The 24,662-nt window shown below is 59.6% G+C and carries 26 protein-coding genes; 19 read left to right on the top strand and 7 right to left on the bottom strand.

Features of this window, described 5'->3' with window-relative positions; genetic code table 11:
- Position 1 precedes the first annotated feature (1 nt).
- Together JH15_RS00410 and JH15_RS00415 are read right to left on the bottom strand one after the other, a co-directional pair.
- The gene (locus tag JH15_RS00410) at positions 2–562 is read right to left on the bottom strand and encodes a response regulator transcription factor (RefSeq protein WP_043525911.1); all 561 of its coding nucleotides are present in this window, start codon (positions 560–562) and stop codon (positions 2–4) included.
- A gap of 10 nt (positions 563–572) precedes the next feature.
- On the bottom strand, positions 573–1,847 hold the full coding sequence (locus tag JH15_RS00415) for an ATP-binding protein (RefSeq protein ID WP_043525913.1): 1,275 nt from the start codon (positions 1,845–1,847) through the stop codon (positions 573–575).
- 148 nt (positions 1,848–1,995) lie between these two features.
- Between JH15_RS00415 and JH15_RS00420 the strand changes: the two genes are divergently transcribed.
- The 4 genes from JH15_RS00420 to JH15_RS00435 all read left to right on the top strand — a co-directional run bounded on the left by JH15_RS00420 (position 1,996) and on the right by JH15_RS00435 (position 5,373).
- The gene (locus JH15_RS00420; RefSeq protein ID WP_052383822.1) at positions 1,996–2,259 is read left to right on the top strand and encodes a hypothetical protein; all 264 of its coding nucleotides are present in this window, start codon (positions 1,996–1,998) and stop codon (positions 2,257–2,259) included.
- 159 nt (positions 2,260–2,418) lie between these two features.
- The gene (locus JH15_RS00425) at positions 2,419–4,008 is read left to right on the top strand and encodes a peptide chain release factor 3 (RefSeq protein WP_043525915.1); all 1,590 of its coding nucleotides are present in this window, start codon (positions 2,419–2,421) and stop codon (positions 4,006–4,008) included.
- Between the two features lie 100 nt (positions 4,009–4,108).
- Entirely contained in the window at positions 4,109–4,582 is a 474-nt protein-coding gene (gene mscL, locus JH15_RS00430) for a large conductance mechanosensitive channel protein MscL (RefSeq protein WP_043525917.1), read from the top strand.
- A gap of 23 nt (positions 4,583–4,605) precedes the next feature.
- Positions 4,606–5,373 (top strand): TatD family hydrolase, encoded by a 768-nt coding sequence (locus tag JH15_RS00435; protein ID WP_043525919.1) that lies wholly within the window; start codon positions 4,606–4,608, stop codon positions 5,371–5,373.
- Here JH15_RS00435 and ygfZ read toward each other — a convergent pair.
- Positions 5,370–6,410 (bottom strand): CAF17-like 4Fe-4S cluster assembly/insertion protein YgfZ, encoded by a 1,041-nt coding sequence (gene ygfZ, locus JH15_RS00440; RefSeq protein WP_081948804.1) that lies wholly within the window; start codon positions 6,408–6,410, stop codon positions 5,370–5,372. The two genes, JH15_RS00435 and ygfZ, sit on opposite strands and share 4 nt — an antisense overlap.
- Before the next feature lie 156 nt (positions 6,411–6,566).
- On the opposite strand from ygfZ, the gene JH15_RS00445 reads away from it, so the two are divergent.
- The 6 genes from JH15_RS00445 (at position 6,567) to JH15_RS00470 (ending at position 13,378) form a co-directional block, all read left to right on the top strand.
- On the top strand, positions 6,567–6,758 hold the full coding sequence (locus JH15_RS00445) for a hypothetical protein (protein WP_043525921.1): 192 nt from the start codon (positions 6,567–6,569) through the stop codon (positions 6,756–6,758).
- A complete protein-coding gene (locus tag JH15_RS00450; RefSeq protein ID WP_043525923.1) occupies positions 6,758–7,159 on the top strand; it encodes an OsmC family protein in 402 nt (133 codons plus the stop codon). Before JH15_RS00445 ends, JH15_RS00450 begins: the two co-directional genes overlap by 1 nt.
- 43 nt (positions 7,160–7,202) lie before the next feature.
- On the top strand, positions 7,203–9,233 hold the full coding sequence (uvrB, locus tag JH15_RS00455; protein ID WP_043525925.1) for an excinuclease ABC subunit UvrB: 2,031 nt from the start codon (positions 7,203–7,205) through the stop codon (positions 9,231–9,233).
- A gap of 124 nt (positions 9,234–9,357) precedes the next feature.
- The gene (locus JH15_RS00460; RefSeq protein ID WP_043525927.1) at positions 9,358–10,863 is read left to right on the top strand and encodes a fumarate hydratase; all 1,506 of its coding nucleotides are present in this window, start codon (positions 9,358–9,360) and stop codon (positions 10,861–10,863) included.
- Between the two features lie 77 nt (positions 10,864–10,940).
- Positions 10,941–12,359: a cardiolipin synthase gene (gene cls, locus JH15_RS00465; RefSeq protein ID WP_043525929.1), complete on the top strand. Its 1,419-nt coding sequence runs from the start codon at positions 10,941–10,943 to the stop codon at positions 12,357–12,359.
- A 101-nt stretch (positions 12,360–12,460) separates the two neighbouring features.
- Positions 12,461–13,378 carry a LysR substrate-binding domain-containing protein gene (locus JH15_RS00470; protein ID WP_043525931.1) on the top strand — a complete coding sequence of 306 codons (918 nt, stop codon included), beginning with the start codon at positions 12,461–12,463 and terminating at the stop codon, positions 13,376–13,378.
- Between the two features lie 48 nt (positions 13,379–13,426).
- On the opposite strand, the gene JH15_RS00475 is transcribed toward JH15_RS00470, so the two are convergent.
- A complete protein-coding gene (locus JH15_RS00475; RefSeq protein ID WP_043525933.1) occupies positions 13,427–14,530 on the bottom strand; it encodes a bifunctional nicotinamide-nucleotide adenylyltransferase/Nudix hydroxylase in 1,104 nt (367 codons plus the stop codon).
- Between the two features lie 155 nt (positions 14,531–14,685).
- Between JH15_RS00475 and JH15_RS00480 the strand changes: the two genes are divergently transcribed.
- A complete protein-coding gene (locus tag JH15_RS00480; protein ID WP_043525935.1) occupies positions 14,686–15,594 on the top strand; it encodes a YihY/virulence factor BrkB family protein in 909 nt (302 codons plus the stop codon).
- A 33-nt stretch (positions 15,595–15,627) separates the two neighbouring features.
- On the top strand, positions 15,628–15,900 hold the full coding sequence (yccX, locus tag JH15_RS00485; protein ID WP_043525937.1) for an acylphosphatase: 273 nt from the start codon (positions 15,628–15,630) through the stop codon (positions 15,898–15,900).
- A gap of 6 nt (positions 15,901–15,906) precedes the next feature.
- On the opposite strand, the gene JH15_RS00490 is transcribed toward yccX, so the two are convergent.
- The 3 genes from JH15_RS00490 to JH15_RS00500 are packed head-to-tail and all read right to left on the bottom strand — an operon-like array spanning position 15,907 to position 18,763.
- Positions 15,907–16,848, bottom strand: coding sequence for a nucleoside hydrolase (locus JH15_RS00490; RefSeq protein WP_043525939.1), 942 nt, complete (start codon positions 16,846–16,848; stop codon positions 15,907–15,909).
- Between the two features lie 27 nt (positions 16,849–16,875).
- A complete protein-coding gene (locus tag JH15_RS00495; protein WP_043525942.1) occupies positions 16,876–17,796 on the bottom strand; it encodes a ribokinase in 921 nt (306 codons plus the stop codon).
- Between the two features lie 25 nt (positions 17,797–17,821).
- Positions 17,822–18,763 (bottom strand): D-2-hydroxyacid dehydrogenase, encoded by a 942-nt coding sequence (locus JH15_RS00500; RefSeq protein ID WP_043525944.1) that lies wholly within the window; start codon positions 18,761–18,763, stop codon positions 17,822–17,824.
- Positions 18,764–18,964: 201 nt separating this feature from the next.
- On the opposite strand from JH15_RS00500, the gene JH15_RS00505 reads away from it, so the two are divergent.
- From JH15_RS00505 to tolQ, 7 genes are all read left to right on the top strand, one after another.
- On the top strand, positions 18,965–19,237 hold the full coding sequence (locus tag JH15_RS00505; protein WP_043525946.1) for an FmdB family zinc ribbon protein: 273 nt from the start codon (positions 18,965–18,967) through the stop codon (positions 19,235–19,237).
- A 76-nt stretch (positions 19,238–19,313) separates the two neighbouring features.
- Positions 19,314–21,095 (top strand): aspartate--tRNA ligase, encoded by a 1,782-nt coding sequence (aspS, locus tag JH15_RS00510; RefSeq protein ID WP_043525948.1) that lies wholly within the window; start codon positions 19,314–19,316, stop codon positions 21,093–21,095.
- Positions 21,096–21,201: 106 nt separating this feature from the next.
- Positions 21,202–21,744, top strand: a complete 543-nt coding sequence (gene ruvC / locus JH15_RS00515; RefSeq protein WP_043525949.1) for a crossover junction endodeoxyribonuclease RuvC — start codon at positions 21,202–21,204, stop codon at positions 21,742–21,744.
- Between the two features lie 116 nt (positions 21,745–21,860).
- Positions 21,861–22,466: a Holliday junction branch migration protein RuvA gene (gene ruvA, locus JH15_RS00520; protein ID WP_043525952.1), complete on the top strand. Its 606-nt coding sequence runs from the start codon at positions 21,861–21,863 to the stop codon at positions 22,464–22,466.
- A gap of 55 nt (positions 22,467–22,521) precedes the next feature.
- Positions 22,522–23,550, top strand: coding sequence for a Holliday junction branch migration DNA helicase RuvB (ruvB, locus tag JH15_RS00525; RefSeq protein WP_043525955.1), 1,029 nt, complete (start codon positions 22,522–22,524; stop codon positions 23,548–23,550).
- Positions 23,550–23,960 carry a tol-pal system-associated acyl-CoA thioesterase gene (gene ybgC / locus JH15_RS00530; protein WP_043525957.1) on the top strand — a complete coding sequence of 137 codons (411 nt, stop codon included), beginning with the start codon at positions 23,550–23,552 and terminating at the stop codon, positions 23,958–23,960. Before ruvB ends, ybgC begins: the two co-directional genes overlap by 1 nt.
- Before the next feature lie 11 nt (positions 23,961–23,971).
- Complete coding sequence (tolQ, locus tag JH15_RS00535) at positions 23,972–24,661, top strand: protein TolQ (protein WP_043525959.1); 690 nt, start codon at positions 23,972–23,974, stop codon at positions 24,659–24,661.
- Position 24,662: the final 1 nt, after the last annotated feature.

The raw sequence follows: 24,662 nt of genomic DNA on the forward strand, positions 1-24,662 counted from the left end.
ATCAACGCCTCACTGGCCGCTTCTGCAACTTGCGCTGCAGTGTCCGGCGATGCATTCCCAGGGCGCGGGCCGTCGCCGAAATGTTGCCGTCGTGTTCCTGCAGCACTTTCTGAATATGCTCCCAGGTGACCCGGTTGATGGAAGGGGGGTTCTCGGCAACTTCGGTGTCGGGGTCCCCTGTCTGCCGCTCAAGCGCCGTCAATATCTCGTCGGCATCGGCGGGCTTGCATAGGTAATTCACCGCACCCAGCTTGATGGCCTCCACGGCAGTGGCAATACTCGAGTAGCCGGTCAGCACCACGACTCGGCACTCGGGAACGATCTCCAGCAACTCCGGCAGGAGTTTGAGCCCCGAACTATGCTCGAGCTTGAGATCGAGTGTGGCAATATCCGGCGGGGCCGTTCGTGCGCTCGCCAGGGCTTCTTCCGCGTCATGTGCGACGTTTACTTCGTAGCCGCGTCTCGTCATGGCTCGCTGCATTACGTGACAGAACATCTCGTCGTCATCGACGATCAATACGCGTTCGCTGGTTTCCGACACTGTCTCGTCTCGCTGGCTCATAGGGGCTCCGTCACTGGCGATCTGGGTCTTGGCGGGGTAGTTTTACCTCGGTCAGAGCGCCACCTTCCTCGTGATTGTACAGGCTGACTCCGCCACCGAGCCGATTGATGGTGGCGTGAGTCAGGAACAGGCCGATGCCCATGCCCTTGGTCTTGGTGGAGACGAACGTGTCGCCCAACTGGTCGGCAATCGACATGGCGACACCTGGGCCATGATCGCGTATATCGATGATGACCAAATCGTCATCCCAGTCCAGTTGAATCACGATATCTTCGGGATTGGCATCGGCGGCGTTATTCAATAGGTTCAGCAAGGCTTGATCGAGCGTGGCATCCACGGCCAGGTGAGGTGGGTTGCGATGCTGGGCGATGTCGAGGTGATGGCTGACATCGGGCCGCAGCACCAGCCAGCGTTGTACCACCTCCTGAAGCCAGGTTGCTGCCGGCCGGATCTCGGGTTCGGCCAGGCGGCGGCGATCGGCGTTTGCCACCAAATGTTGCAGCCGTGACTTGCATATGTCCACCTGGCTTCGCAGCAGGTCGATATCTTCACGTAATGGTGAATCGGACGGCACATCCTGATGCATTTCCTTGAGCAGCACCGCCATGGTTGAAAGCGGTGTGCCAAGCTCGTGGGCCGTTCCCGCTGCCTGGGTGGCCACGGCCAGGACCTGCTCGTTGCGCAATGCATTTTCACGCGTATGGGAAAGCATCTGGTCTCGCCGTCGCAGGGCATGCGCCATCTTGAAGATAAAGAACGTGACCAGTCCGGCGGATAGACCGAAGTTGAGCCACATGCCCAGCACATGCAGGCTGATGGACCCGACCAGCATGCCATGGCTCAGTTGCGGGACGGGCTCGTAGAGCACCATGAGGAAGGTGTAGCCCGCCAATGCCGCCGTTGCGATGATCCAGGCATACAACCAGGGAAGCGTGGCGGCAGCGATGGTCACGGGAACGAGGTAGTAGGTAATGAACGGGTTGGTCGATCCCCCCGTGAAGTAGAACAGCAGGGTGAGCCCCGCTATATCGGTCAGCAGGTGCATCAGATATTCAGTATCCGTGACGGCGCGGGGACGTCCCAGCCGCCACCAGGTCGCGACATTGACCAACCCCATGGCGACGATGACACTGATGACGGGCAAGACGTGCAACTGAAACCCTAGAACCTCGATGCCAAAAATGATGGCGCCGAGAAAGCCTGTCCAGGTGATCCCGCGCACGATGGTGAGTCGCACCAGGTTGCGATTGGGCGTGGACAAGGGCAATGGCAGGGCGTGTTGCATGGCGGCTCCGTATAGGGGCGGGGGAACATGATAACCGAACTATCGGGTTGCGCTCATATACCCGTTGCGGCCGGCCTGGGTTGTTGGCTATGGGGTCGGCGCCTAGACTGAAGAACACAACCGAAGACACAAGCCTAGAGGAGGTATCATGCGTACGGAAACGCTGAAAGACGAGGCATTCTTCGAGAAGCTCAGACGCTGCATGGCGGGTGAGCATGTCGTGATCGATCACGATGGCACTCACTTTCCCGCCAGAGTTCAGTTCGTGGCGCTGGACGCCGTCAAGGTCATTCCCGAATCCTGGCTCGATGGGAGCCGAGGCGCGCCGGGGGATATCGACGGTACCTACGAGCCCTTCAAGCATGTCGTCGAGCTCGAATTGAATGGGGTTCGCTACCACCGCGAGGCATGATTCCTGGCATGGCACAGCCATGTTCATGGAGGCATCGGGAATGGGCAGGCTGTACGGCGTCGGTCCAAGCACGTAAAATCGCACCAAATCACCCATTTCGCTGCCGCGGGATCCCTCGCATTCGGTCAGCGGCCGCCCCAGACCTCGTGAACGCCATACATGCCAGATTCATCGCTGGCCCGGGAAGTCGGGCTTAGAAGAACCTTTGCCATCATTTCTCACCCCGACGCGGGTAAGACTACCATTACCGAAAAAATGCTTCTTTTCGGAAATGCCATCCAGATGGCGGGGTCGGTCAAAAGCAAGCGTAACGACCGCCATGCCACGTCCGACTGGATGAAAATGGAGCAGGAGCGGGGCATTTCCGTAACCACCTCGGTCATGCAGTTTCCGTACAACGGTCGTATCGTCAATCTACTGGATACGCCAGGGCACGCGGATTTCTCGGAAGATACCTATCGCACCCTGACTGCAGTCGATTCGGCATTGATGGTCATCGATGCGGCCAAGGGTGTCGAAGAGCGTACCATCAAGCTGATGGATGTCTGCCGTCTGCGCACCACGCCCATACTCACCTTCATCAACAAGCTGGATCGCGACACGCGTGACCCTATCGAAGTCATGGACGAAGTCGAGACGGTGCTCAATATCCAGTGTGCCCCGATGACATGGCCGATAGGCATGGGCAGGCATTTCAAGGGGGTCTATCACCTCTACAACGATGTCGTTCACCTCTATACCCAGGGGCAGGGCAACCGCATTCCTGACGATCGGCGCATCGAGGGGCTGGATAGCCCCGAAGTCGATGAGGTCCTGGGTGCGGAGCAAGCCGAAGAGCTTCGCATGGAGGTCGACCTGGTGCGGGGGGCTTCGCATGAGTTCGACCTCGAGGCGTATCGACGCGGTGAACTTACCCCGGTCTACTTCGGTACGGCCATGGGTAATTTTGGCGTTCGCGAAATGCTCGATGGCTTCGTCGAGTATGCGCCGCCTCCCCAGCCGCGTGAGACCGACGCGCGTGAAGTGGAGGCGGGGGATGGGAAGTTCAGCGGCTTCGTTTTCAAGATCCAGGCCAACATGGACCCCAATCACCGCGATCGGGTCGCCTTCCTGCGTGTCTGCTCCGGTAAGTACGAGAAGAACATGAAGATGCGCCACGTGCGTATCGGCAAGGATGTGAAGATTGCCGATGCGTTGACGTTCATGGCTTCGGATCGTGAGCAGGTCGAGGAAGCTTGGCCCGGCGATATCATTGGGTTGCATAACCACGGCACGATCCAGATCGGCGATACGTTCACCGTTGGCGAGGATATGCGCTTCACCGGCATTCCCCACTTCGCGCCGGAACTGTTCAAGCGCGTTCGACTCAAGGACCCTCTCAAGATGAAAGCGCTGCAGAAGGGATTGCAGCAGCTCTCGGAGGAAGGCGCTACCCAGGTGTTCATGCCCTTGGATAACAACGATCTCATCCTCGGCGCCGTAGGGAGTCTGCAGTTCGATGTCGTGGCACACCGCCTCAAGGAGGAGTACAAGGTGGATTGCCTATATGAGGCCGTGAATGTGCAGACGGCGCGCTGGATCTACTGTGACGATGCCAAGATGCTCGAGGAGTTCAAGCGCAAGGCCAGTACCAACCTGGCCTATGATGGCGGCGGCTACCTGACCTACATCGCTCCGACGCGGGTCAATCTTCAGATGACCCAAGAGCGTTGGCCTGACGTGCGCTTTGCTGCGACACGGGAACATTGATACCTGGCCGAGGCCGGCTATTGCCGGCCTCGGCCCCTTGATCCAGGCTGTCTAGTATGGGTCCAGGGCTTGACACCGGAATTTGAGACGGGAGAGAAGGATGCCATCCAAGGTTCTCAAGGAGTTCCGCGAGTTTGCGGTCAAGGGCAATGTGGTCGACATGGCTGTTGGCATCATCATCGGTGCCGCCTTTACCGGTATCGTCAATAGCCTGGTAAGGGATATTCTGACTCCACTGATCGGGCTGGCCACCGGCGGGCTGAATTTTTCCAATCAGTTTCTAGTGCTGCGCGCGGGCGATGGTATGCCGTTTACGACGTTGGAGCAGGCCCAGGCTGCTGGAGCGGTTACGCTGAATTACGGCGTATTCCTCAACGCACTGATCTCCTTTCTGATCGTCGCTCTAGCGACTTTCCTCCTCGTGCGTAACATCAATCGCCTCAAGAACCTGGTGCAAACCACCGAGACGGCATCAGCACCTACGGTTAAAAGCTGTCCCTACTGCATCAGCAAGATTCCTATCCCGGCGACACGTTGTCCGTCCTGCACATCGACGTTGTCGTCCGACACTTGATCCACCAAGGGAGCGCCACACGGATGCTGGTCGATGCCCATTGCCATCTCGATTTTTCCGCCTTCGATGACGATCGCCACGCCATGTTCTCACGTGCCAGGGAGGCCGGCGTAGGTCATTTTATGGTCCCGGGCACGACCCGTAAGCACTGGCCCGACGTGCTTGCCTTGAATTCCCGCAGTGACGTCAGCATCAGTCTCGGACTGCATCCCAACTTCATGGGCGAGCACCAAGAGGACGATGTCGAAGCGCTCGGCGCCCTACTCGATGAGCACCCTGAAGTGACTGCGCTTGGTGAATGCGGTATCGATGCGCGTTTCGAGGAGACGCTCGACGCACAGTGGCGGCTATTCAACGCCCAGCTACGCCTTGCCAAAACGCGACGGTTGCCGGTGGTGATTCACTGTGTGCATGCCAATGACAAGGTTTCAAAGCGGTTGCGTGAGCTCGATTTACCGGCCGGTGGGTTGATCCATGCGTTTGCTGGATCGCCGGATCAAGCCTGGAAATTCCTGGACCTGGGGTTCGTTGTGGGACTGGGCGGCGCCGTAACCTACGAGCGCGCCCAGCGGCTGTGGCGGGCCGTGCGGCGATTGCCGGAGGATGGGTTCGTTCTCGAGACCGATAGCCCCGACATGCCCCTTTGCGGCTATCAAGGCCAGCGCAATGAACCGGCCAGGATCACTCAGGTTCGCGACGTTGTGGCTAAGTTGCGAGGAACCACCCCTGACGCCATCGCCGAGCAGAGCACGGCGACGGCGCAACGTGTGTTCGGGCTCGAGCTGGATTAGACCATAGAGGTGGCTAACTGCTCCGGGTCGACCCGTTCGATGGCGTAGGGCAATGAAAGAAGCTTGAGGCGCTGGTTCACCACCAGCCATGGGGTAGGCGCTTCCTTGGTATTCAGCACCGCGAGTATCTCTGCCTGACCGTAGGCGTCCAACTCGGCGGTGAAGACTTCTCCCTGGGATTTCCCTTCGGCATCCACCACTGCAGTGCCCGGCTCTGGGAGCTCAGCGCCGTCGAGCTGGGCGCGCATCAGGCGTTTCTTGACCTGGCCTCTGAAGTGGGCACGTGCCACGACTTCCTGGCCGGTATAACAGCCTTTCTTGAAGCTGATTCCTCCTAGTGCTTCCCAATTGAGCATCTGGGGCAGGTACTTGTCCTGGTGCACTTCGCCCATCCAGGCGAGGCCCGACTGGATGTCCATCAACCGCCAGAGGCTATTGCCGACCGAGGCGGCGTGCGCTGACAACGATTGCCAGGCATTCACGGCATTGTCCTGGGGAATGGCCAGCAGCAAGCGGGGACGAGGCCCGGGGTGCCGAAGGACATGGATGTCATCACGGCTTGCATGACCCCAGAGCGACGGCGGGGGCACATCCAGTCGTGCTTCGACTAGCGCGGGCCCATCGTTGCCAATCAGTCCCATCAGGGCCAGATCGTCACGAGGCCGCATCTCGGCCTTGTAGAAGACCGCGAACTTGTCGAGATGGGCTTTCAATGACGGAATGAGTTCGCGTTCGAGCACTAGCCAGAACCGCTGATCGGCGACCCGGACAAGCTGGGCATTGGCCAGCATGCGGCCCTTGGGGGTACAGAAGCAGGTCAGGGGGGCGAATCCCGAACCGGCCAGGCTGACCTGCGCGCTGGTCTGGCCTTGCAGGAAGCGTTCGGCATCGGCACCTTCGACCTCGAGAACGCCGAGATGTGCCAACGGGGTCAGGGCCAGCCCCTCCAGTGCTTCACGATGCGGTTCGGGCGTGTCGAATTCGACCCGTCCTCCATCGCTGTACGTGGCACCCGCTATGGCGTTCCAGTCAATCATGGGCGACTCTCCGTCAAGCCTCTTCCGTCAGGGCTATGATGCATTTCAAGTAATTGGCCTAATGTATAGGAATGGGGGCGAGCCGCGTAAGTTCAAGCCATTTTCGTGTGCTCCCGCCGTGATAGACTGACTGAAAGCAAACCAGCAGGAAGGACCATGGCCCAAGTTTCCCTGGGATTCGAAAACGTCGACAGCGCCGATCTCGTCAATCGTATCACCACGGCCTTGATGATGGTGGACGGGGTGGAAAGCGCCGAAGTAGGTCGTCACGGTGCCGATGTCGAAGGGCATGTGAGACGCGAGGAACTGATACGCGTCGTACAGGCCTTGGGCGTCAAGGTGAAGTAATGAGTATTACCATCCTCAGCGAACGAGACGGCAAATATCGACAGCGTGCTGAAATCGCCGGGTTCGAGGACCTGATGGTCGATGCGCCGCATATCGTTGGTGGTGAAGAGACGGCACCCGACCCGCATGATTATTTCGACGTTGCCTTGGGTGCGTGCAAGGCCATCACGGCACGTATGTACGCGCAGCGCAAGGGATGGCCGCTAGAGGGTGTCACGGTAACGGTAGCCAGGGATGAACGCGAGGAGCGTCATGGTGTCTACCGGCTGGACGTGGCGATGCGTTTCCACGGCGACCTGACCGAGGAGCAGCGCGAGCGTCTTAGCGAGATTAGCAATCACTGTCCCATCCATCGTCTCATGACGACCTCGAACGTCGAGATTACCACCCGCCAGGAATGATGACGTCCGCATTATCCGGTGGACTGCTGGAGAACAAGCCCTAATGAGCAAAGCGTTTACGCTTAACTCGAAATTCAAGCCCGCCGGGGATCAGCCCCGGGCAATCGATCGCCTGATTCAAGGCCTCGACGCCGGCCTGGCCCACCAGACCATGCTCGGGGTAACCGGCTCCGGCAAGACCTTCACCATGGCCAATATCGTCGAGCGTTTGCAGCGGCCCACGATCGTCATGGCGCCCAACAAGACCTTGGCGGCGCAATTGTATGGGGAGTTCAAATCGTTCTTTCCCGACAACGCCGTGGAATATTTCGTTTCCTATTACGATTATTACCAGCCTGAGGCCTACGTACCGTCCTCCGACACGTTCATCGAGAAGGATGCCTCGATCAACGATCACATCGAGCAGATGCGCCTGTCTGCCACCAAGGCGCTGCTCGAGCGACGCGATGCCTTGATCGTGGTCTCCGTGTCGGCGATCTACGGATTGGGCGATCCGGATCAGTACCTGAAGATGCGTCTTCACTTCAATCGGGGGGAACTCATCGACCAGCGTTCCTTCCTGCGCCGGCTGGCCGAGTTGCAATATACCCGCAACGATATGGATTTCCGGCGCGGCACCTATCGCGTCCGCGGCGATGTCATCGATATCTACCCGGCCGATGCGGACGAGGAGGCGGTACGTGTGGAACTGTTCGATGACGAGATCGATTCGATTCGGCTGTTCGACCCGTTGACCGGTGAAGTGCGCGCCCAGCTACCGCGCATGACGATCTACCCCAAGAGCCACTACGTCACGCCGCGCGAAACGATCCTTGAGGCCGCCGGACGAATCAAGGAGGAGCTTGCCGAGCGCCTCGAGTGGCTGCGCAAGCATGACAAGCTGGTCGAAGCCCAGCGTCTCGAGCAGCGGACCATGTACGACATCGAGATGATGCACGAATTGGGTTATTGCAACGGTATCGAGAACTACTCGAGATACCTGTCGGGGCGTGCGCCCGGCGAGCCGCCGCCGACCTTTTTCGATTACCTGCCCGCCGATGCGCTGCTGTTCATCGACGAATCCCACGTCAGCGTGCCGCAGGTCGGTGGGATGTACAAAGGCGACCGCTCACGCAAGGAGACGCTGGTGGAATACGGCTTCCGCCTGCCTTCGGCACTGGATAATCGGCCGATGACCTTCGAGGAGTGGGAGCGTATCTGCCCCCAGGCGGTATTCGTATCGGCCACACCCGGGCCCTACGAGGGGTCGCATGCGGGGCAGGTGGTCGAGTTGGTGGTGCGCCCGACGGGGCTCGTCGATCCCGAGATCGAAGTGCGGCCGGCCTCGACACAGGTGGATGATCTACTCTCCGAGATTCGTCTGCGTACCGACGTCGGTGAGCGGGTACTTGTCACGACGCTGACCAAGCGCATGGCAGAGGACCTTTCCGAGTTTCTCGATGAACACGACGTTCGCGTACGCTACCTGCATTCGGATATCGACACCGTAGAGCGTGTCGAGATCATTCGCGACCTGCGCCTGGGCAAGTTCGATGTCCTGGTGGGGATCAACCTGCTTCGTGAAGGTCTCGATATCCCCGAGGTATCGCTGGTAGCGATCCTCGATGCGGACAAGGAGGGGTTCCTGCGGGCTGAACGCTCGCTGATCCAGACCATCGGCCGTGCGGCACGTAACGCCAACGGCAAGGCTATCCTGTACGGCGACCGCATCACCGATTCCATGCGTCGTGCCATTGACGAGACCGAGCGCCGGCGAGCCAAGCAGATCGCCCACAACGAAGAACATGGCATCACGCCGCGCACGGTGACCAAATCTGTGGCGGATATCATGGAAGGGGCACAGACGCCGGGTAAGAAGGGCAGTCGCAAGCGCACCGAGCGACTCGTGGCAGAACGCGATGCCGTCTACGACAGCAACAAGCAGGAGCCGCTGAGCGGGGAAGCGTTGACGCGCGAAATCTCGCGTCTCGAAGACGCCATGTTCGAAGCCGCCCAGAACCTGGAGTTCGAGGAAGCGGCACGACTGCGGGATCGTATTCACCAATACAAGGAACAGCTGCTCACATTGGGATGACATGGGAAAGCCTGGTGGAGTAACCCAACTCGGCGAGTTGAGGTATAATTCGCCGCCACCAGGCTTGCCAGCGCTTCCTGACGGCGCTTGCAGCCCTTAGTCATAGCCCAGGAGCGCCTTCCTCATGACCGTGATCCGCCAGGACGATCTGATCCAGAGCGTAGCCGACGCCCTCCAGTACATCTCGTACTACCATCCCAAGGATTTCATCGACGCCATGCATGGCGCCTACCAGCGGGAAGAGAACCCGGCGGCCAAGGATGCCATTGCACAGATCCTGATCAACTCGCGCATGTGCGCCACCGGCCACCGCCCGATCTGCCAGGACACCGGTATCGTCACTGTCTTCGTCCATGTGGGCATGAAGGTGCAGTGGGATGCCGAGATGAGCCTGGACGACATGATCAACGAAGGCGTACGTCGCGCATACAATCTCCCCGACAATGTCCTGCGCGCCTCGGTACTGGCCGACCCTGACGGCAAGCGGGCCAATACCAAGGACAATACGCCGGCGGTCATTCACCACAAGCTGGTGCCCGGCGATACGGTCGAGATTCACGTGGCAGCTAAAGGCGGCGGCAGCGAGGCCAAGTCCAAGTTCGCCATGCTCAATCCCTCCGACAGCGTGGTCGACTGGGTGCTCGAGCAGTTGCCCAAGATGGGGGCTGGCTGGTGTCCGCCCGGCATGCTGGGCATCGGCATTGGCGGCACCGCCGAGAAAGCCATGGAGCTCGCCAAGGAGTCGTTGCTCGACCCCATCGATATCCAGGAACTTGAGGCCCGTGGCGCCAGCAATCGAGCCGAGGAGCTGCGCCTGGAGCTATTCGACAAGGTCAACCGCAGCGGCATCGGTGCGCAGGGCTTGGGCGGCCTGACAACCGTACTGGATATCAAGGTCAAGGATTATCCGACGCACGCTGCCAACAAGCCGGTGGCTATCATTCCCAACTGTGCTGCGACCCGTCACGTGCACTTTACCCTCGATGGCACCGGCCCCGCTGAGCTGCCTGCACCCAAGCTCGAGGATTGGCCGGAGATCACCCGTGAAGTGGGCGAGAACGTCAAGCGCGTCAATCTCGATACGGTCACACCCGAGGAAGCGCAGACCTGGCAGCCGGGTGACACGCTGCTTCTCAACGGCAAGCTGCTGACCGGTCGTGATGCTGCGCACAAGCGCATGGCGGATATGCTCGCCAAGGGCCAATCATTGCCGGTGGACCTCAAGGGTCGCTTTATCTACTACGTGGGTCCGGTGGATCCGGTACGCGATGAGGTCGTCGGTCCGGCAGGCCCCACCACGGCGACACGCATGGACAAGTTCACCCGCACCATGCTCGAAGCGACCGGCCTGCTGGGCATGGTCGGCAAGGCAGAGCGGGGGCCGCAGGCCATCGAGGCGATACGCGATCACAAGGCGACCTATCTGATGGCCGTTGGCGGCGCAGCCTATCTGGTGGCCCAGGCCATCAAGAAATCGCGTGTGGTCGGTTTCGAGGACCTCGGCATGGAGGCCATCTACGAATTCGAGGTCGAAGACATGCCGGTCACCGTGGCCGTAGACAGCCGAGGGGAGTCGGTTCATCAGACCGGTCCCGCCAAATGGAAGGAAATCATCGCCGAGAAGGCCTAAGGAAGGCATGCTGGCGGTAGCATGACGGTAACCTGGTTACCGCCAGCATTCGGCAGACGGAACTGAACGGGAGCGATATGACCTCGACGTTGGTAGGGTTTGCCATTTTCGTGATCCACCTGCTTGGGGTGATTTCCGCCGTCCTCGCGCTCATGTCGAGCCGGACTTCCCAGGGGGCGATCGCCTGGATCATCTCTCTGGTCACCTTCCCCTATGCAGCGCTGCCGGCCTATTGGGTTTTCGGTCGGCCACGCTTCTATGGCTATGTTTCTGCGCGCGGTCAACGCGATACCGTGCTGCGGCGCGTGCTGGATCGTCATCGCAGTCTGACCGAACCCTACCTGGCCACCACGTCGCGCGGGGACTCGCGGGCGATCGAGCAATTGGCCAAGATGCCGCTGACCAGCGGCAATCGAGCCGAGCTCCTCGTCGACGGCGAGGATACGTTTGCCAGCTTGTTCGCGGGTATCGAATCCGCGCAAGAATATCTCCTCGTCCAGTTCTTCATCGTGCGAAACGATCGGTTGGGCCTGGAATTCAAGCAACGACTCGTGCATGCCGCCGACCGGGGTGTGCGCGTCTATTTCCTATACGACGAAGTTGGCTGTCATAACCTCAATGACGGTTATCTCACTGACCTCATCGATGCGGGCGTTGAAGTGAATGCATTCAACTCATCTCGGGGTATTCGCCATCGCTTTCAGCTCAACTTTCGCAATCATCGCAAGATTATGGTCGTGGACGGCCAAGTCGGCTGGCTGGGCGGCTTCAATGTCGGAGTGGAATACCTGGGCGAGGATCCACGTCATGGGCCCTGGCGCGATACACACTTGAAGCTGACGGGCCCGAGTGCACTCGGCCTCCAGGAAGCTTTCTGGGAAGACTGGCACTGGGCCACTGGCGATGTGCTCAGCTTGACTTGGACACCCATGGCTCCGTGTGTCGAATGCCAGAATGTGGTGATCGTTCCCTCTGGCCCCGCCGATCAGCAGGAGACGGCCAGCCTGCTGGTACAGCAATCCATTCACAACGCTCGGGAGCGTTTTTGGGTGACCAGTCCCTATTTCGTTCCCGACCAGGGCGTTCAGGACTCCTTGCGCCTAGCTGCCCTGCGGGGTGTGGATGTACGTGTCATGATCCCCGAGCGCCCGGACCATCTGCTGGTATTCCTGTCCGCCTTTGCCTTCCTGCCTGACATGGTGCGGGCCGGGGTCAAGGTCTATCGCTACCAGCCGGGGTTCCTGCACCAGAAAGTGATGCTGATCGATGACCATAGTGCGACCGTGGGTACAGTGAACCTCGACAACCGCTCGTTCCGGCTGAATTTCGAGGTAACGGCCTTCGTGCCCGATATCGATTTCGCAGCGGATGTACAGCACATGCTGGAACGTGACTTTGCCTCGTGCCGTGAGGTCAGCTACCGAGAACTCAAAGAGCGCCCCCTTTGGAAGAAACTGGTTTCGCGCGCCGCTTACCTTCTCTCGCCCGTTCAATGAGGCGTAGCGACAGTCGATTGCAGCAGTTCGACATGCCCATGGTCGTTTAGCGCGCCCTTACGTAAACTAAGTGTCTTTCCCGACACCCCATCGGAGTTGCGGTGAACCTCGAGACCAAGTGGCTGGAAGATTTCGTTGCGCTGGCCAATACCCGTAGTTTTTCCGCGTCGGCGCGTCAGCGTCATGTCACGCAACCCGCCTTCAGCCGTCGTATACGCTCGCTTGAGCAGGCCGTGGGCGTGACGCTCGTCGATCGCTCGACGACCCCGATTGGCCTGACACCCGAAGGTCAATTGTTCCTCGTCACTGCGCGCAATCTCGTCGAGCAATTGAATGAGTGTCTGGGGCATCTGCGGGGCCTGACCATGGCCAACGAGGCTCTGGACATCGTTGCCGCCCATTCACTGGCGCTGGCCTTTTATCCCCGATGGATATCGAGGCTGCAGAAAGGGCTGGGCGAGTTGCCGACACGTTTGGTTGCCATGAATGTCGGGGACGCCATCCATGTGTTGAGAGAAGGCAACTGCGACCTGATGCTTGGCTACTACGATCCCTATGCCAGCATGCAGCTCGATGCCGAGGTGTTTCCGTCTTTTTCCATTGGCCAGGTCAAGATGATCCCGGTGTGTCAGCCTGACGAGGATGGTAAGCCGCGCTTTCCTCTCGACGGTGATGCACCGATCCCCTATCTGGCTTACACGCAGGGCGCCTTCCTGGGGAGGAGTGTGCGCATGCTGCTCAAGAACGATCCGGTTCGCTTGCGTTTGCGCACCGTATACGAAACTGCCATGGCGGAAGGGCTCAAGGGCATGATGATGCAGGGGGTGGGGATGGCCTGGATCCCCGATTTCTGCATTAGAGAAGAGCTGGCTAGTGGTCGGCTGGTGAGGGCGGCTGACAGCGCCTGGGATGTCCCGCTCGAGATCCGGCTGTACCGCTGTTCCTTGGTGCATAAACCCGGGGTCGAGCGCCTGTGGCGCCAGATGATGAAGTTACCCCGTGATTTCCTGCACGCGTGAGCAGATCGACTGCGTAAGTGCTACGCCCGAGGGGGCCGCTACGCCCAACTAGCCGCTGATGAAATCCGTCGGCAGCCCCAGGAAATTCTGAAGTATGAAAAAGTGATCCTCGAAAAGCGTTTCAGGTTCGAGGTCGGCCAGGGCGACCCAACGCGCTGTGTCTCCGCCCTTGGCCGGTTTGATCTCAGGAAGTCGCTGCTCGGGACGCAAGGCAAAATAGAAAGCTTCCGCCAGGGTGCGTCCTCGCCAGCTGCGATGGGGCTCGTCGAATAAACGCTGGCCTTTGAGTGATCCTTTCAGGACCGGTTCGGGCACCTTGAGTCGGACTCGCTCGCGCAACTCCCTGAGGCAGGCATCCATGAGACGTTCATGAGGATGGATGAACCCGCCTGGTAATGCCAAAAGCCCCTTGCCGGGAGCCGCCTTACGCTTGACCAGCAGCACATGGCCCGACTGGACGACGACGGCGTTGACCGTGACGAAGATAGGGGGATATGGCGCGTTTGCCCAAGCCTGTCGGTATTGCTGAAGGAGTGCCTGCTCTTCGATGAGCTGCTTCCAGGCATCGTTTCGCTGCACGAACAGGTGCAACGCTTCGTGGATACAGGCGGGCAGGTCGTGAGCGGCATCCTTCGAAAGATAATCGCTTGTCGAGGTTGGGGAACATAGCAGCCGTTCACGTATCTGGCTGGCGGAAATCCCTTCGACCAGCGGGACGCTGACGGACTCCCATTGGGGAAAAAGGCTGAGATAATAGCTGGATTGCCCGCGGCTGGCTCCGATCAGGCCGATGCGAGGCAAGCGTCCATGGCGGGGGGTTGCGATATCTCGAACCTTGCGCTGAACATCGCGGACCCAAACGTCGTTATTGTAAAGCGCGTCGAGTAGAGGCTCGACCTCAAGACGGGCGTTCTCGTCTGCGTTAAAGCAGCTTCGGATCATTTCGCTTCGCTCGAGGAAACTCCAAGGGTTCCTCACGGAACGTGCCTGCCAGGCTGAGCCCACCAGAACAATCACTTGTCGGGCGCGCTTCAACGCTTCGTGGATGACCGCAAGATGCCCCAGGTGAGGAGGCTGAAACCGGCCGATGAAGACCAGACAATCGAAATCGGGATGGCGCTCGTGATGATAGGGCTCGGGCTGAGTTGCCATGTGGTTCCCGGCTTGGCTATGGGTGGGCTAGGTCATTATCGGCGTCTCCCTGCGCTGCTGCAATGCGACAGAGCGTTGGATAAGGCCTTGATTGACTGCGACTCTCCTTATTGTTGCGTATCCTGTAGAGGGTAAAACGAAAATAAGGAGTCAGCGTGTACAAGGGAAGGGTCATTTTCTGGTGGCATGTCGTCAGGGATGCCGTGAACCTCTGGTTGGAGCGCAATGCCTTCAGCTATGCCGGCTCGCTGGCATTTTATACGTTGTTTTCCCTGGCCCCGGTGGTGATTATCGCTGTGACGGTGATCGGGGTGGTCCTGGGCGAGGATGCAGCCCAAGGCCAGATCGTCGCTCAATTGCAAGATACGTTGGGTACCGAAGCGGCTACCGCCATTGAGCAGGCAGTCGCCCAGTCACGTATCGAGGAATCGGGACTATTCCCTACCGTCATGGGGGTGGCGGCACTCTTGATCGGTGCGACGACGGTATTCGCCCAGATGCAGTTTTCGCTCAACATGTTGTGGGGTGTGACAGCCAAGCCATCGGGCAACACCTTCATTCAGTTCCTTCGAAACCGCGCACTGTCCCTGGCCGTCGTGTTTGCCATCGGTTTCATCATGATGGTGTCCCTGGCGTTTGGCATTGTTCTGCGCGCCTTGCTCGAGGTGGCCGATGATATCCTGCCAGGCACCGGGATCCTGCTCAGTCTCGCCGAATCGCTGATTTCGTTAGCGGTGATCGTGGCGCTGTTCGCGGCCATCTTCAAGATATTGCCCGATGTCGTATTGCGTTGGCGCGATGTGTTGCTTGGCGCCATCGTCACCGCGGTATTGTTCGCGCTGGGGCGCAACGCGATAGCCGCTTATCTGGCCTATACCGCAACCGCCTCAACCTATGGGGCCGCCGGGTCCGTCGTGCTTATCCTGTTGTGGGTCTATTACTCTTCGTTGATCCTGTTATTGGGTGCGGCCTTCACCAAGTGCCACTTGCAGGCCAGGGGGCGGCCCATCATTCCGCGCAACGCGGCGGTATTGGTCAAGCGAGAGCTGCTGACAGAGCAATGAATGAAGTGGAGCCTAGAAGCGAAGGAGAGTTCAATGGCAACGTGTTGCGTCAAGGCAGTAGTGAGTGGAAAGGTACAAGGTGTCTCGTTCCGGAAGGCGACTCAGGACCAGGCCCTACAGGCCAAGGTAACGGGGTATGCCAAGAATCTTCCCGACGGCCGGGTTGAAGTCATGCTTTGCGGTGAGGGAACCCAGGTGAATCGGGTCGCCCAGTGGCTATGGCAGGGGCCGCCCGAGGCGCGGGTGACCCATGTCGAACTGGAAGGCGTCGACTGTCATGAACACGACGCCTTCGTAACCTGCTGACAGCGATTATTTAAGGGTATCGACGATCCACTCGACGATGGCTCCGCCGTCCGCACCGGTACACACCTCGACCGTCGGTGTGCGATTCCAGCGAGAATCGATGAACGGGCGGCCGGCGGGTGCGAATACCGTCTGGCCTTCGGCGTCACCATCGGTGACCACGGTCAAGTGGCCCTTGGTGGTGGTGAAGAGTTCCGGCTTGATGAGCCAGGCAAGGGCGCAACTGTCGTGCGGACAGCACCCGTCGATGCCCAGAGCACCCCGATAGAACTCGGCGTAAAAGGCATAGCTTCCCGCGAGCACCTTGCCCAATTCGCCCTGTCCCGCTGCGATGGCTTCCATATGATCAGGGTTCAGTACGCATCGATGCGTGGCGTCCAGGCCGACCATGGTCAAGGGCCAGCCAGCCGTCAGCACGCGTGATGCGGCATGGGGGTCATTAAAGATATTGGCTTCAGCCACCGGCGTTACATTGCCGCCTTCCTTGATCGACCCTCCCATGATCACGACGTGCTTTACCTTGTCGATGATGCCTGGATCGAGCTGTAGGGCGGCTGCCAGGTTACCCAAGGGTCCGACGGCAACCAGTGTGACCTCACCGGGACGCGCATTCACCGTATCGACAATGAACTCGGCCGCGCTTTGCGACACGGCCTTGCCGGAGACGGGCGGCAGTTCGATATTGCCTAGCCCATTGTCACCATGGATGAAGGCCGGCGCCGGATACTTGGTCTTTGCAAGCGGTGCTGCAGCACCTTGAGCCACTGGAATCGACTGACCGGCAAGCTCGCTGAGCAACAAGGCATTATGCGTGGCTGTCTCGATGTTGACGTTGCCATAGGTTGTCGTCAGGCCCAGCAATTCGATATCGGGGTGCCTCAGGGCGATGGCGATGGCCTGGGCGTCGTCCACGCCGGGGTCAGTGTCGAAGATGATCGGGTAGGGCACGTCGTTGGTCCTTTTCGTGGGGTCGGGTTACTGCGTGGTCAAGGTCAGGCTGGGCCATTCGCGTCGAGTCGCCTCGACATCGCCGGTCACAGGAATGCTCGGGGCGGCACCGGCACGTTGAACGCACAAGGCTGCCGCCGCGCTGGCGCGTCGCAGGCACGTCTCGATGTCGTCCCCCTTCTGGCGTGCGGCGAGAAAATAACCAATGAATGTATCGCCGGCGGCCGTGGTGTCCACGGCCTGGACGCGATGCGCCGTCAAATGCAATCGTTGGCTGGAGGATTGATAGCACACGCCGTCGCCGCCCAACGTAAGAACGATCTCAAGGTCAGGAAAGCGTTTGGCCAGTCGGTCGAGGACTTCGTCGCGCGGCGTTGTGTCATCGGCGCGAGCCAACGCCGTTGCCTCGCCTCGGTTGATGAACAGCAAGCGGCAACTCTCGAGGGGTAAATCGCTGACGTCATCGGTCATCGGCGCTGGGTTGAATGCGATGCGCAGATCCCGCTCACTGGCCTTGGCCATGAGTTTATCGAGTCCATTGCATTCATTCTGCAGCAAGAGCCAGTCACCCGGGTTGGCCTGTTCGATCAACGTCTCGATACGCTCCTTGCTGAAGCCATGGTTGGCCCCGGGGAAGAGGATGATGGCGTTTTCACCCTGATCATCGACCTGGATCAGGGCATGGCCGCTCGGGTGATCGATGAGCTCTACTTCCGCCGTGTTCACCCCGGCTGCTGACAGGGTGTCGAGGACCCAGCGATCGCCATGACCTAGACGCCCCCAGTGGGTAATACGTCCGCCGGCACGCGCAATCGCCAACGACTGATTGGCACCCTTGCCACCCAGCACCTGGCGATAATGGGTGCTGCCCAGCGTTTCGCCCGGACGCACGAAGTGGGGCACTCGATAAAGATGGTCGATATTGATCGAACCAAAATTGTAAATCATGGCTGCTCCTGTCGCCGCGGCAATGTCATGCTTGCGAGTCGCGCCAGCGGCGCAGGTTGTCCACCGTCAGCTTGACCACGTTGGCGCGAGCTTCGGGGCTGATCCACGCATTGTGCGGCGTGGTTATCAGATTGAGGGGGTCGGCAAGCGCGGACAGCAGTGGGTGACCCTCCCTCGGGGGCTCCTTGGGCAGCGTATCGACACCCAGCCCGCCAAGCTGGCCCTGGCGAAGGCTAACGAGTGCGGCTTCCTCGTCGATGACACCCCCTCGGGCACAATTGATAAGAAGCGCGCCTGGCTTCATGCGTGCGAGCATGTCGCTATCGATGAGGTGGCGCGTGTCTTCGGTAAGTGGACAATGCAGGCTGATGACATCGGCTTGGAGGGCCAGCTCGGACAACGACGGGCGCCGGTCGTTTGCTTCGTTGCCCGGCCTGGCACTGAATGTGACCTTCATGCCGAATGCTTCCGCCAGGGAGGCGACGCGTCGACCCAATTCACCCTGTCCCACGATGACAAGGTGCTTGTCAGCCAACTGCAGGGTACGGTGACCCAACAGGCAGAAAAAGGCGCTGTCATTCCATTTTCCGGCGGCAACGTCACGCTGGTAAAGCGGTAACCGATTGGCTAGTGCCAGCATCAGCATCAATGTGTGCTGTGCCACACTCTGGGTGCCGTAGGCCGTCACATTGCGTACGGCAACGCCGTTTCGTTCGGCGGCCTGCATGTCGATATTGTTGGTGCCGGTCGCCAATACGCAGATCAGCTCGAGATCGGGCAGGGCATCGAGCAGCTCCGCATCGAGCACGACCTTGTTGACGATGGCGACCTGGGCACCGCGCAGACGTTCCAATCGATCCTCGGGCGCAGTGGTGGGATGAACAGCGAGATCATCGACCTCCTTGCGCAGCGGCGAGAGATCGATATCGTCGCCAAGCGTGGCACTATCGAGTATCACGGCTTTCATGGAGTGGGTTCCTTTTTCTTTACTTGGCAATAGGCCGTGTCAACTTGCCCGCCAGGGGGCGCAACACGCTATAATAACCGGCTTTCGAGCCTAGCTTGGAAACTATGACGAGCGGCCACATATTGCCAGTTGCCGTCAGTGTCCACGCGAAATCCAATCTCGCGTTTCTGCAGGCGCTTTCGTATCCAAGGGATGAAAACCATGCCGATCTATGAATATGAGTGCAAGGCCTGTGGCCATCGTCTGGAAAAAATCCAAAAGATCAGCGCACAACCGCTGACCGATTGTCCGAATTGCCACGCTTCCGAGCTATCACGCCTGATTTCCGCCGCCGGGTTCCGGCTGGCCGGGGGCGGCTGGTATGAAACCGATTTCAAGTCGGGGAGCAAGAAGAATCTCGCCGGCGACGGTGGCAGTGACAGCAAGGCCTCAGCCAAGCCAGCCGCCAGCTCGGAGAGCGGCTCCGCGGCGTGATGCCATGCCGCTGGCTGGCTTTGTGCCCCAGCGGCATGTAACGAATTTTCCCTAACGCAACAGAACAGGATTTGACATGCGCAGCCATTATTGCGGCCAGCTCAACGAAACCTTGGTGGACCAGCAGGTCACACTGTGTGGTTGGGTTCATCGCCGCCGTGACCATGGCGGGGTAATCTTCCTCGACATGCGCGATCGCGACGGCATTGCCCAGGTCGTGGTCGACCCCGATACCGCCGAGGCCTTCGCGACAGCCGACCGAGCGCGAAACGAGTTCGTGCTGCGCATTCAGGGGCGTATTCGCATGCGTCCCGAAGGAACACAAAACCCCAATATGCCCACCGGTCTGATTGAGGTGCTGGCCAAGGATGTCGAAGTCCTCAATACCGCCGCCACACCCCCGTTCCAACTCGATGAACACGGCAAGGTCGGCGAAGAAGTGCGGCTCAAGTACCGCTACATCGATCTGCGTCGCCCGGAAATGATCGACAAGCTGCGCCTGCGTTCGCGTATCTCGCACCACGTCCGCGCCTATCTTGAAGGGCAAGGTTTCCTGGATATCGAAACGCCGATCCTGACGCGTGCGACCCCGGAAGGGGCGCGGGACTATCTGGTGCCCAGTCGTACCCATCCAGGCAGCTTCTTCGCCTTGCCGCAATCCCCGCAGCTGTTCAAGCAGTTGCTGATGGTGTCCGGGTTCGATCGCTACTATCAGATCGCGAAATGTTTTCGTGACGAGGACCTGCGTGCCGACAGGCAGCCAGAATTCACCCAGATCGACCTTGAGGCCTCCTTTGTCAACGAAAACGACATCATGGCCATCACCGAGTCCATGGTGCGAGGGCTGTTCAAGGAAGTGCTCGAGGTTGAGTTGCCCGAATTCTCGCGGATGCCTTACAGCGAGGCGATGTCCCGCTTTGGTTCGGACAAGCCTGACCTGCGTATTCCTCTGGAGCTCACCGATGTCGACGACCTGATGAAGGATGTCGACTTCAAGGTGTTCTCCGGCCCGGCCAATGCCAAAGACGGCCGTGTTGCAGCGCTTAAGGTCATCGGTGGCGCCAAGCTGTCCCGCAAGGAAATCGACGACTACACCAAGTTCGTCGGCATCTATGGTGCCAAGGGGCTGGCCTGGATCAAGGTCAACGAGCGCGCCAAGGGGCTCGAAGGGCTGCAGTCACCGATCGTCAAGTTCATGGAAGGGATCATCGAAACCCTGCTTGATCGGGTCGATGCCCAGGATGGCGATATCATCTTCTTCGGTGCCGACAAGACGCGTGTCGTCAATGAGGCGCTCGGCGCGCTGCGAGTCAGGCTAGGTGAGGATCTCGAGCTCTATACCCAAGCATGGGCTCCGCTCTGGGTCGTCGATTTCCCCATGTTCGAGGCGGATGACAAGGGCCGCCTGTCGGCTCTGCACCATCCCTTCACTGCACCATCATGCACCCCGGACGAGCTCAAGGCAGACCCCGCTTCGGCGCTTTCCCGTGCCTATGACATGGTGCTCAACGGTACCGAGCTGGGTGGCGGCTCCATTCGTATCCACGACCAGGGGATGCAGCGTGTGGTCTTCGAGGTGTTGGGCATCGGCCAGGAAGAGGCCGAGGAAAAGTTCGGTTTCCTACTGGACGCGTTGAAGTACGGCGCGCCGCCCCACGGCGGTTTGGCCTTCGGCCTGGATCGCTTGGTCATGCTAATGACCGGGGCGAAGACGATCCGCGAGGTCATCGCCTTCCCCAAGACCCAGAGTGCGGCAGATCTCATGACAGATGCACCCGGCGAGGTCAGCGCCGAGCAGCTCAAGGACTTGAGCATCCGGCTTCGCCAGAAGGCCAAGGTCGATCCGACCGCCGAGTGACCTGCCCGAGCCAGTCCATGAACCCGACCGGCGCCCAATGGGCGCCGGTGTTGCATGTAAAGGAGTAGAAAATGGCAGGCCAGGTTTCGCGGGTCGGGCACGCCCCATGTTGATTATCGGCATCGACCCCGGTTCGCGGTTGACGGGCTATGGCGTTGTTGACGTGTCGTCCAGCCAGCCTGTGTACGTGGCCAGTGGGTGCATACGCACCCAGCCTGGTGAATTGTCGCAAAAACTTGCCCAGATCTATGCGGGTATCAGTGAGATCATTGCCGTGCACCGTCCTGCAGAGTTCGCCATCGAGCAGGTATTCATGGCCAAGAATGCCGATTCTGCGCTCAAGCTTGGCCAGGCACGAGGCACGGCAATCGTCTGTGCGGCCAATCATGGGCTGCCGGTGAGCGAATACGGGCCGCGACAGATCAAGCAAGCGGTCACCGGCACCGGGGCCGCGGACAAGCATCAAGTACAGCATATGGTGACGGCAATACTCGGGCTGTCCGGCACACCGCAGGCCGATGCTGCCGATGCCTTGGCCATCGCCCTGACACATGCCCACGCCCGGCAAGGTCTGGTACACAGCGGTAGCTTCGGTGGACGGCGTTCGAGCCAACGACACAGCCGTTGGCGTGACTTCCGACCAGACTGATATTGACGTTTTTACCGGCCTCAACACATTATCAAACAGCGTTTGCGCTATCGCTGGTCAGTCGTTCAGGCGATGCGTATAGTGACCTGCAATCATTGAATAATAGTGCGGATTACATGATCGGACGCCTGCGCGGCACGCTGCTCGAGAAGCAACCCCCCTGGATCGTCGTTGACGTGGCGGGGATCGGCTATGAACTCGAGGTATCCATGACGAGCCTGGTGGCACTTCCCGGTATGGGTGAAATGGTGCATCTCTACACTCATCTCACCGTGCGCGAAGACGCCCATCTCCTGTTCGGGTTCTTGCGTGAGCAAGAACGGACGCTCTTCCGCGCATTGATCAAGGTCAACGGTGTCGGCCCCAAGCTGGCCTTGGCCATTCTCTCCGGCATGGATGAGGATCAATTCATACGCGCTGTCATGGACGACGACGTCAAGTCTCTGACACGGCTGCCCGGTGTCGGCAAGAAAACTGCGGAGCGCCTGGTCATCGAGATGCGTGATCGCTTCCCGCATTGGTCGCAACACGGGCTCGATCCGGCACAGCCCCAGGGGACCTTGAGCAGTCAGGGTATCTCGTCGCTGGCCGATGCCGAGGCGGCCCTGGTGTCGCTCGGCTATAAACCGACGGAAGCGTCGCGCCTGGTGTCGGGCCTGGATGATTCGCTCCCCACCGAAGCGCTGATCAAGGCAGCCCTGGCGCGCAAGCTGGCGGGATAGGTCACTCAGGTTTGCATGAAGCAAGAGAGGCGCGACGCGATGAAGGTTACGACCCATGATCGAAAATGATCGCTTGATAGCGGCCCAGCCCCAGGGCGACGAAGGGCGGGTGGACCACGCCATACGCCCCAAGAACCTGGCCGAATATATCGGTCAGGCCGCTGTGTGCGAGCAGATGGACATATTCATCCGTGCGGCCCGCGCGCGCGACGAATCACTCGATCATACGCTCGTCTTCGGTCCGCCCGGCCTGGGCAAGACCACGCTGGCCAATATCATCGCCTCGGAGATGCAGGTCGATATCAAGTCCACTTCGGGCCCGGTTCTCGAGCGGGCGGGCGATCTTGCCGCCATGCTGACCAACCTCCAGCCGGGCGATGTACTGTTCATCGATGAGATTCATCGTCTCTCGCCGGTGGTCGAGGAAGTCCTTTATCCCGCCATGGAGGATTTCAAGCTCGACATCATGATCGGTGATGGCCCTGCGGCACGCTCGATCAAGCTCGACCTGCCCCCGTTTACGCTGGTAGGTGCCACGACCCGCGCCGGTTTGTTGACCTCTCCATTGCGTGATCGGTTCGGTATCGTTCAACGACTGGAATTCTATGGTATAGAGGACCTGACCGAGATCGTCGCTCGTTCCGCACGCCTGCTGGGCATCCATGCCGACCGAGCCGGTGCCGCGGAGATTGCACGCCGAGCCCGTGGCACACCGCGCATAGCCAACCGCCTGTTGCGGCGAGTTCGGGATTTTGCCCAAGTCCGGGGAAATGGGCAGCTGAATGCCAGCATTGCCGATCAGGCCCTTAACCTCTTGCATGTCGATAGCCACGGTCTGGATCACATGGATCGACGCCTACTCTTGGCGATGATCGAGAAGTTCGATGGCGGCCCGGTCGGCGTGGATTCGCTGGCGGCGGCTATCAGCGAGGAACGCGATACCATCGAGGATGTCATTGAACCCTACCTGATCCAGCAGGGATTCATGATGCGAACCGCGCGGGGACGCGTGGTGACGCGTCAGGCCTACTTGCATTTCGGTCTGACCATGGGAGAGGCCACGCAGGAGGGGGGGGCAATATAATGTCGCTCGCCTTTACACTGCCGATCACGGTCTATATCGAAGATACCGATGCCGGTGGCATCGTTTATTACGTCAATTACTTGAAGTTCATGGAGCGGGCCCGCAGTGAGTGGCTAAAGAAACTGGGTTTCACTCAGCGCGGACTGCTCGATTCGGGCATCCAATTGGTTGTGCATCGCCTGGATTGTCGTTACGCCAAGCCGGCCCGGCTCGATGACGAGTTACTCGTCAGTGCCGAAGTCGAGCAAGCGAGTTCCTGCCGCATGCGCTTCATCCAAAACGTGACATGCCGTGGGGAACCCCTATGTGAGGCCAGTGTCGAGATTGCCTGCCTGGATGCGACACGTCTCAAGCCAATACGCTGGCCAGCGGCACTTGCCGCGGCACTCAACGCCAAACCGCAAGACTGACGAGGACACCCGTGAACGATTCCATGTCCATACCCCATCTGATCCTGAACGCCAGTACCGTGGTTCAGATCGTGATGTTTATTCTATTGTTGGGTTCGATCCTCTCCTGGGTCGTCATTTTTCAACGCAGTTTCGTGCTTCGAAGAGCCAAGCAAGCCCACAAGGCGTTCGAGGAACGTTTTTGGTCAGGTATCGACCTCAATGAGCTCTACCGGGAAACGCCCGCCGAGCAGGAAACCGTGGGGGGCGAACATATCTTTCGCGCAGGGTTCCGTGAGTTCAACCGCTTGCTACCCAAGACGCGGAGCCCCCAGGCCATCCTCGATGGGGTTCAGCGCAGCATGCGCGTGGCTTGGTCACGGGAAGAGGAGCGCCTGAATCTGCATCTGGTATTTCTGGCAACTGTCGCCTCGGCAAGCCCGTACATCGGTTTGTTCGGGACTGTATGGGGCATCATGGGTTCGTTCCAGAGCCTGTCGCTGGCCCAGGCTGCCACACTGAATACCGTTGCACCCTGGATCGCCGAAGCCCTGATCGCTACCGCGATGGGCCTTTTTGCCGCCATCCCGGCTGTCATTTTCTACAATCGCCTCTCCTCGGAATCTAGCAAGTTACTGGGCAAGTACGAAGATTTCTCCGAGGAGTTTCACTCCATCCTGCACCGTAATCTGCAGGGGCGTGCCGAGAGCGGCGCGGCCTGAG

The sequence above is a fragment of the Litchfieldella xinjiangensis genome (assembly GCF_000759345.1).
Classification (GTDB): domain Bacteria; phylum Pseudomonadota; class Gammaproteobacteria; order Pseudomonadales; family Halomonadaceae; genus Litchfieldella_A; species Litchfieldella_A xinjiangensis.

What these genes read in the sequence shown, in the direction of transcription:
- JH15_RS00410 (WP_043525911.1), bottom strand. Translation starts at nt 562, where the DNA reads ATGAGCCAGCGAGACGAGACAGTGTCGGAAACCAGCGAACGCGTATTG.
- JH15_RS00415 (WP_043525913.1), bottom strand. Translation starts at nt 1,847, where the DNA reads ATGCAACACGCCCTGCCATTGCCCTTGTCCACGCCCAATCGCAACCTG.
- JH15_RS00420 (WP_052383822.1), top strand. Translation starts at nt 1,996, where the DNA reads ATGCGTACGGAAACGCTGAAAGACGAGGCATTCTTCGAGAAGCTCAGA.
- JH15_RS00425 (WP_043525915.1), top strand. Translation starts at nt 2,419, where the DNA reads ATGCCAGATTCATCGCTGGCCCGGGAAGTCGGGCTTAGAAGAACCTTT.
- mscL (WP_043525917.1), top strand. Translation starts at nt 4,109, where the DNA reads ATGCCATCCAAGGTTCTCAAGGAGTTCCGCGAGTTTGCGGTCAAGGGC.
- JH15_RS00435 (WP_043525919.1), top strand. Translation starts at nt 4,606, where the DNA reads ATGCTGGTCGATGCCCATTGCCATCTCGATTTTTCCGCCTTCGATGAC.
- ygfZ (WP_081948804.1), bottom strand. Translation starts at nt 6,410, where the DNA reads ATGATTGACTGGAACGCCATAGCGGGTGCCACGTACAGCGATGGAGGA.
- JH15_RS00445 (WP_043525921.1), top strand. Translation starts at nt 6,567, where the DNA reads ATGGCCCAAGTTTCCCTGGGATTCGAAAACGTCGACAGCGCCGATCTC.
- JH15_RS00450 (WP_043525923.1), top strand. Translation starts at nt 6,758, where the DNA reads ATGAGTATTACCATCCTCAGCGAACGAGACGGCAAATATCGACAGCGT.
- uvrB (WP_043525925.1), top strand. Translation starts at nt 7,203, where the DNA reads ATGAGCAAAGCGTTTACGCTTAACTCGAAATTCAAGCCCGCCGGGGAT.
- JH15_RS00460 (WP_043525927.1), top strand. Translation starts at nt 9,358, where the DNA reads ATGACCGTGATCCGCCAGGACGATCTGATCCAGAGCGTAGCCGACGCC.
- cls (WP_043525929.1), top strand. Translation starts at nt 10,941, where the DNA reads ATGACCTCGACGTTGGTAGGGTTTGCCATTTTCGTGATCCACCTGCTT.
- JH15_RS00475 (WP_043525933.1), bottom strand. Translation starts at nt 14,530, where the DNA reads ATGGCAACTCAGCCCGAGCCCTATCATCACGAGCGCCATCCCGATTTC.
- yccX (WP_043525937.1), top strand. Translation starts at nt 15,628, where the DNA reads ATGGCAACGTGTTGCGTCAAGGCAGTAGTGAGTGGAAAGGTACAAGGT.
- JH15_RS00495 (WP_043525942.1), bottom strand. Translation starts at nt 17,796, where the DNA reads ATGATTTACAATTTTGGTTCGATCAATATCGACCATCTTTATCGAGTG.
- JH15_RS00500 (WP_043525944.1), bottom strand. Translation starts at nt 18,763, where the DNA reads ATGAAAGCCGTGATACTCGATAGTGCCACGCTTGGCGACGATATCGAT.
- JH15_RS00505 (WP_043525946.1), top strand. Translation starts at nt 18,965, where the DNA reads ATGCCGATCTATGAATATGAGTGCAAGGCCTGTGGCCATCGTCTGGAA.
- aspS (WP_043525948.1), top strand. Translation starts at nt 19,314, where the DNA reads ATGCGCAGCCATTATTGCGGCCAGCTCAACGAAACCTTGGTGGACCAG.
- ruvC (WP_043525949.1), top strand. Translation starts at nt 21,202, where the DNA reads ATGTTGATTATCGGCATCGACCCCGGTTCGCGGTTGACGGGCTATGGC.
- ruvA (WP_043525952.1), top strand. Translation starts at nt 21,861, where the DNA reads ATGATCGGACGCCTGCGCGGCACGCTGCTCGAGAAGCAACCCCCCTGG.
- ruvB (WP_043525955.1), top strand. Translation starts at nt 22,522, where the DNA reads ATGATCGAAAATGATCGCTTGATAGCGGCCCAGCCCCAGGGCGACGAA.
- ybgC (WP_043525957.1), top strand. Translation starts at nt 23,550, where the DNA reads ATGTCGCTCGCCTTTACACTGCCGATCACGGTCTATATCGAAGATACC.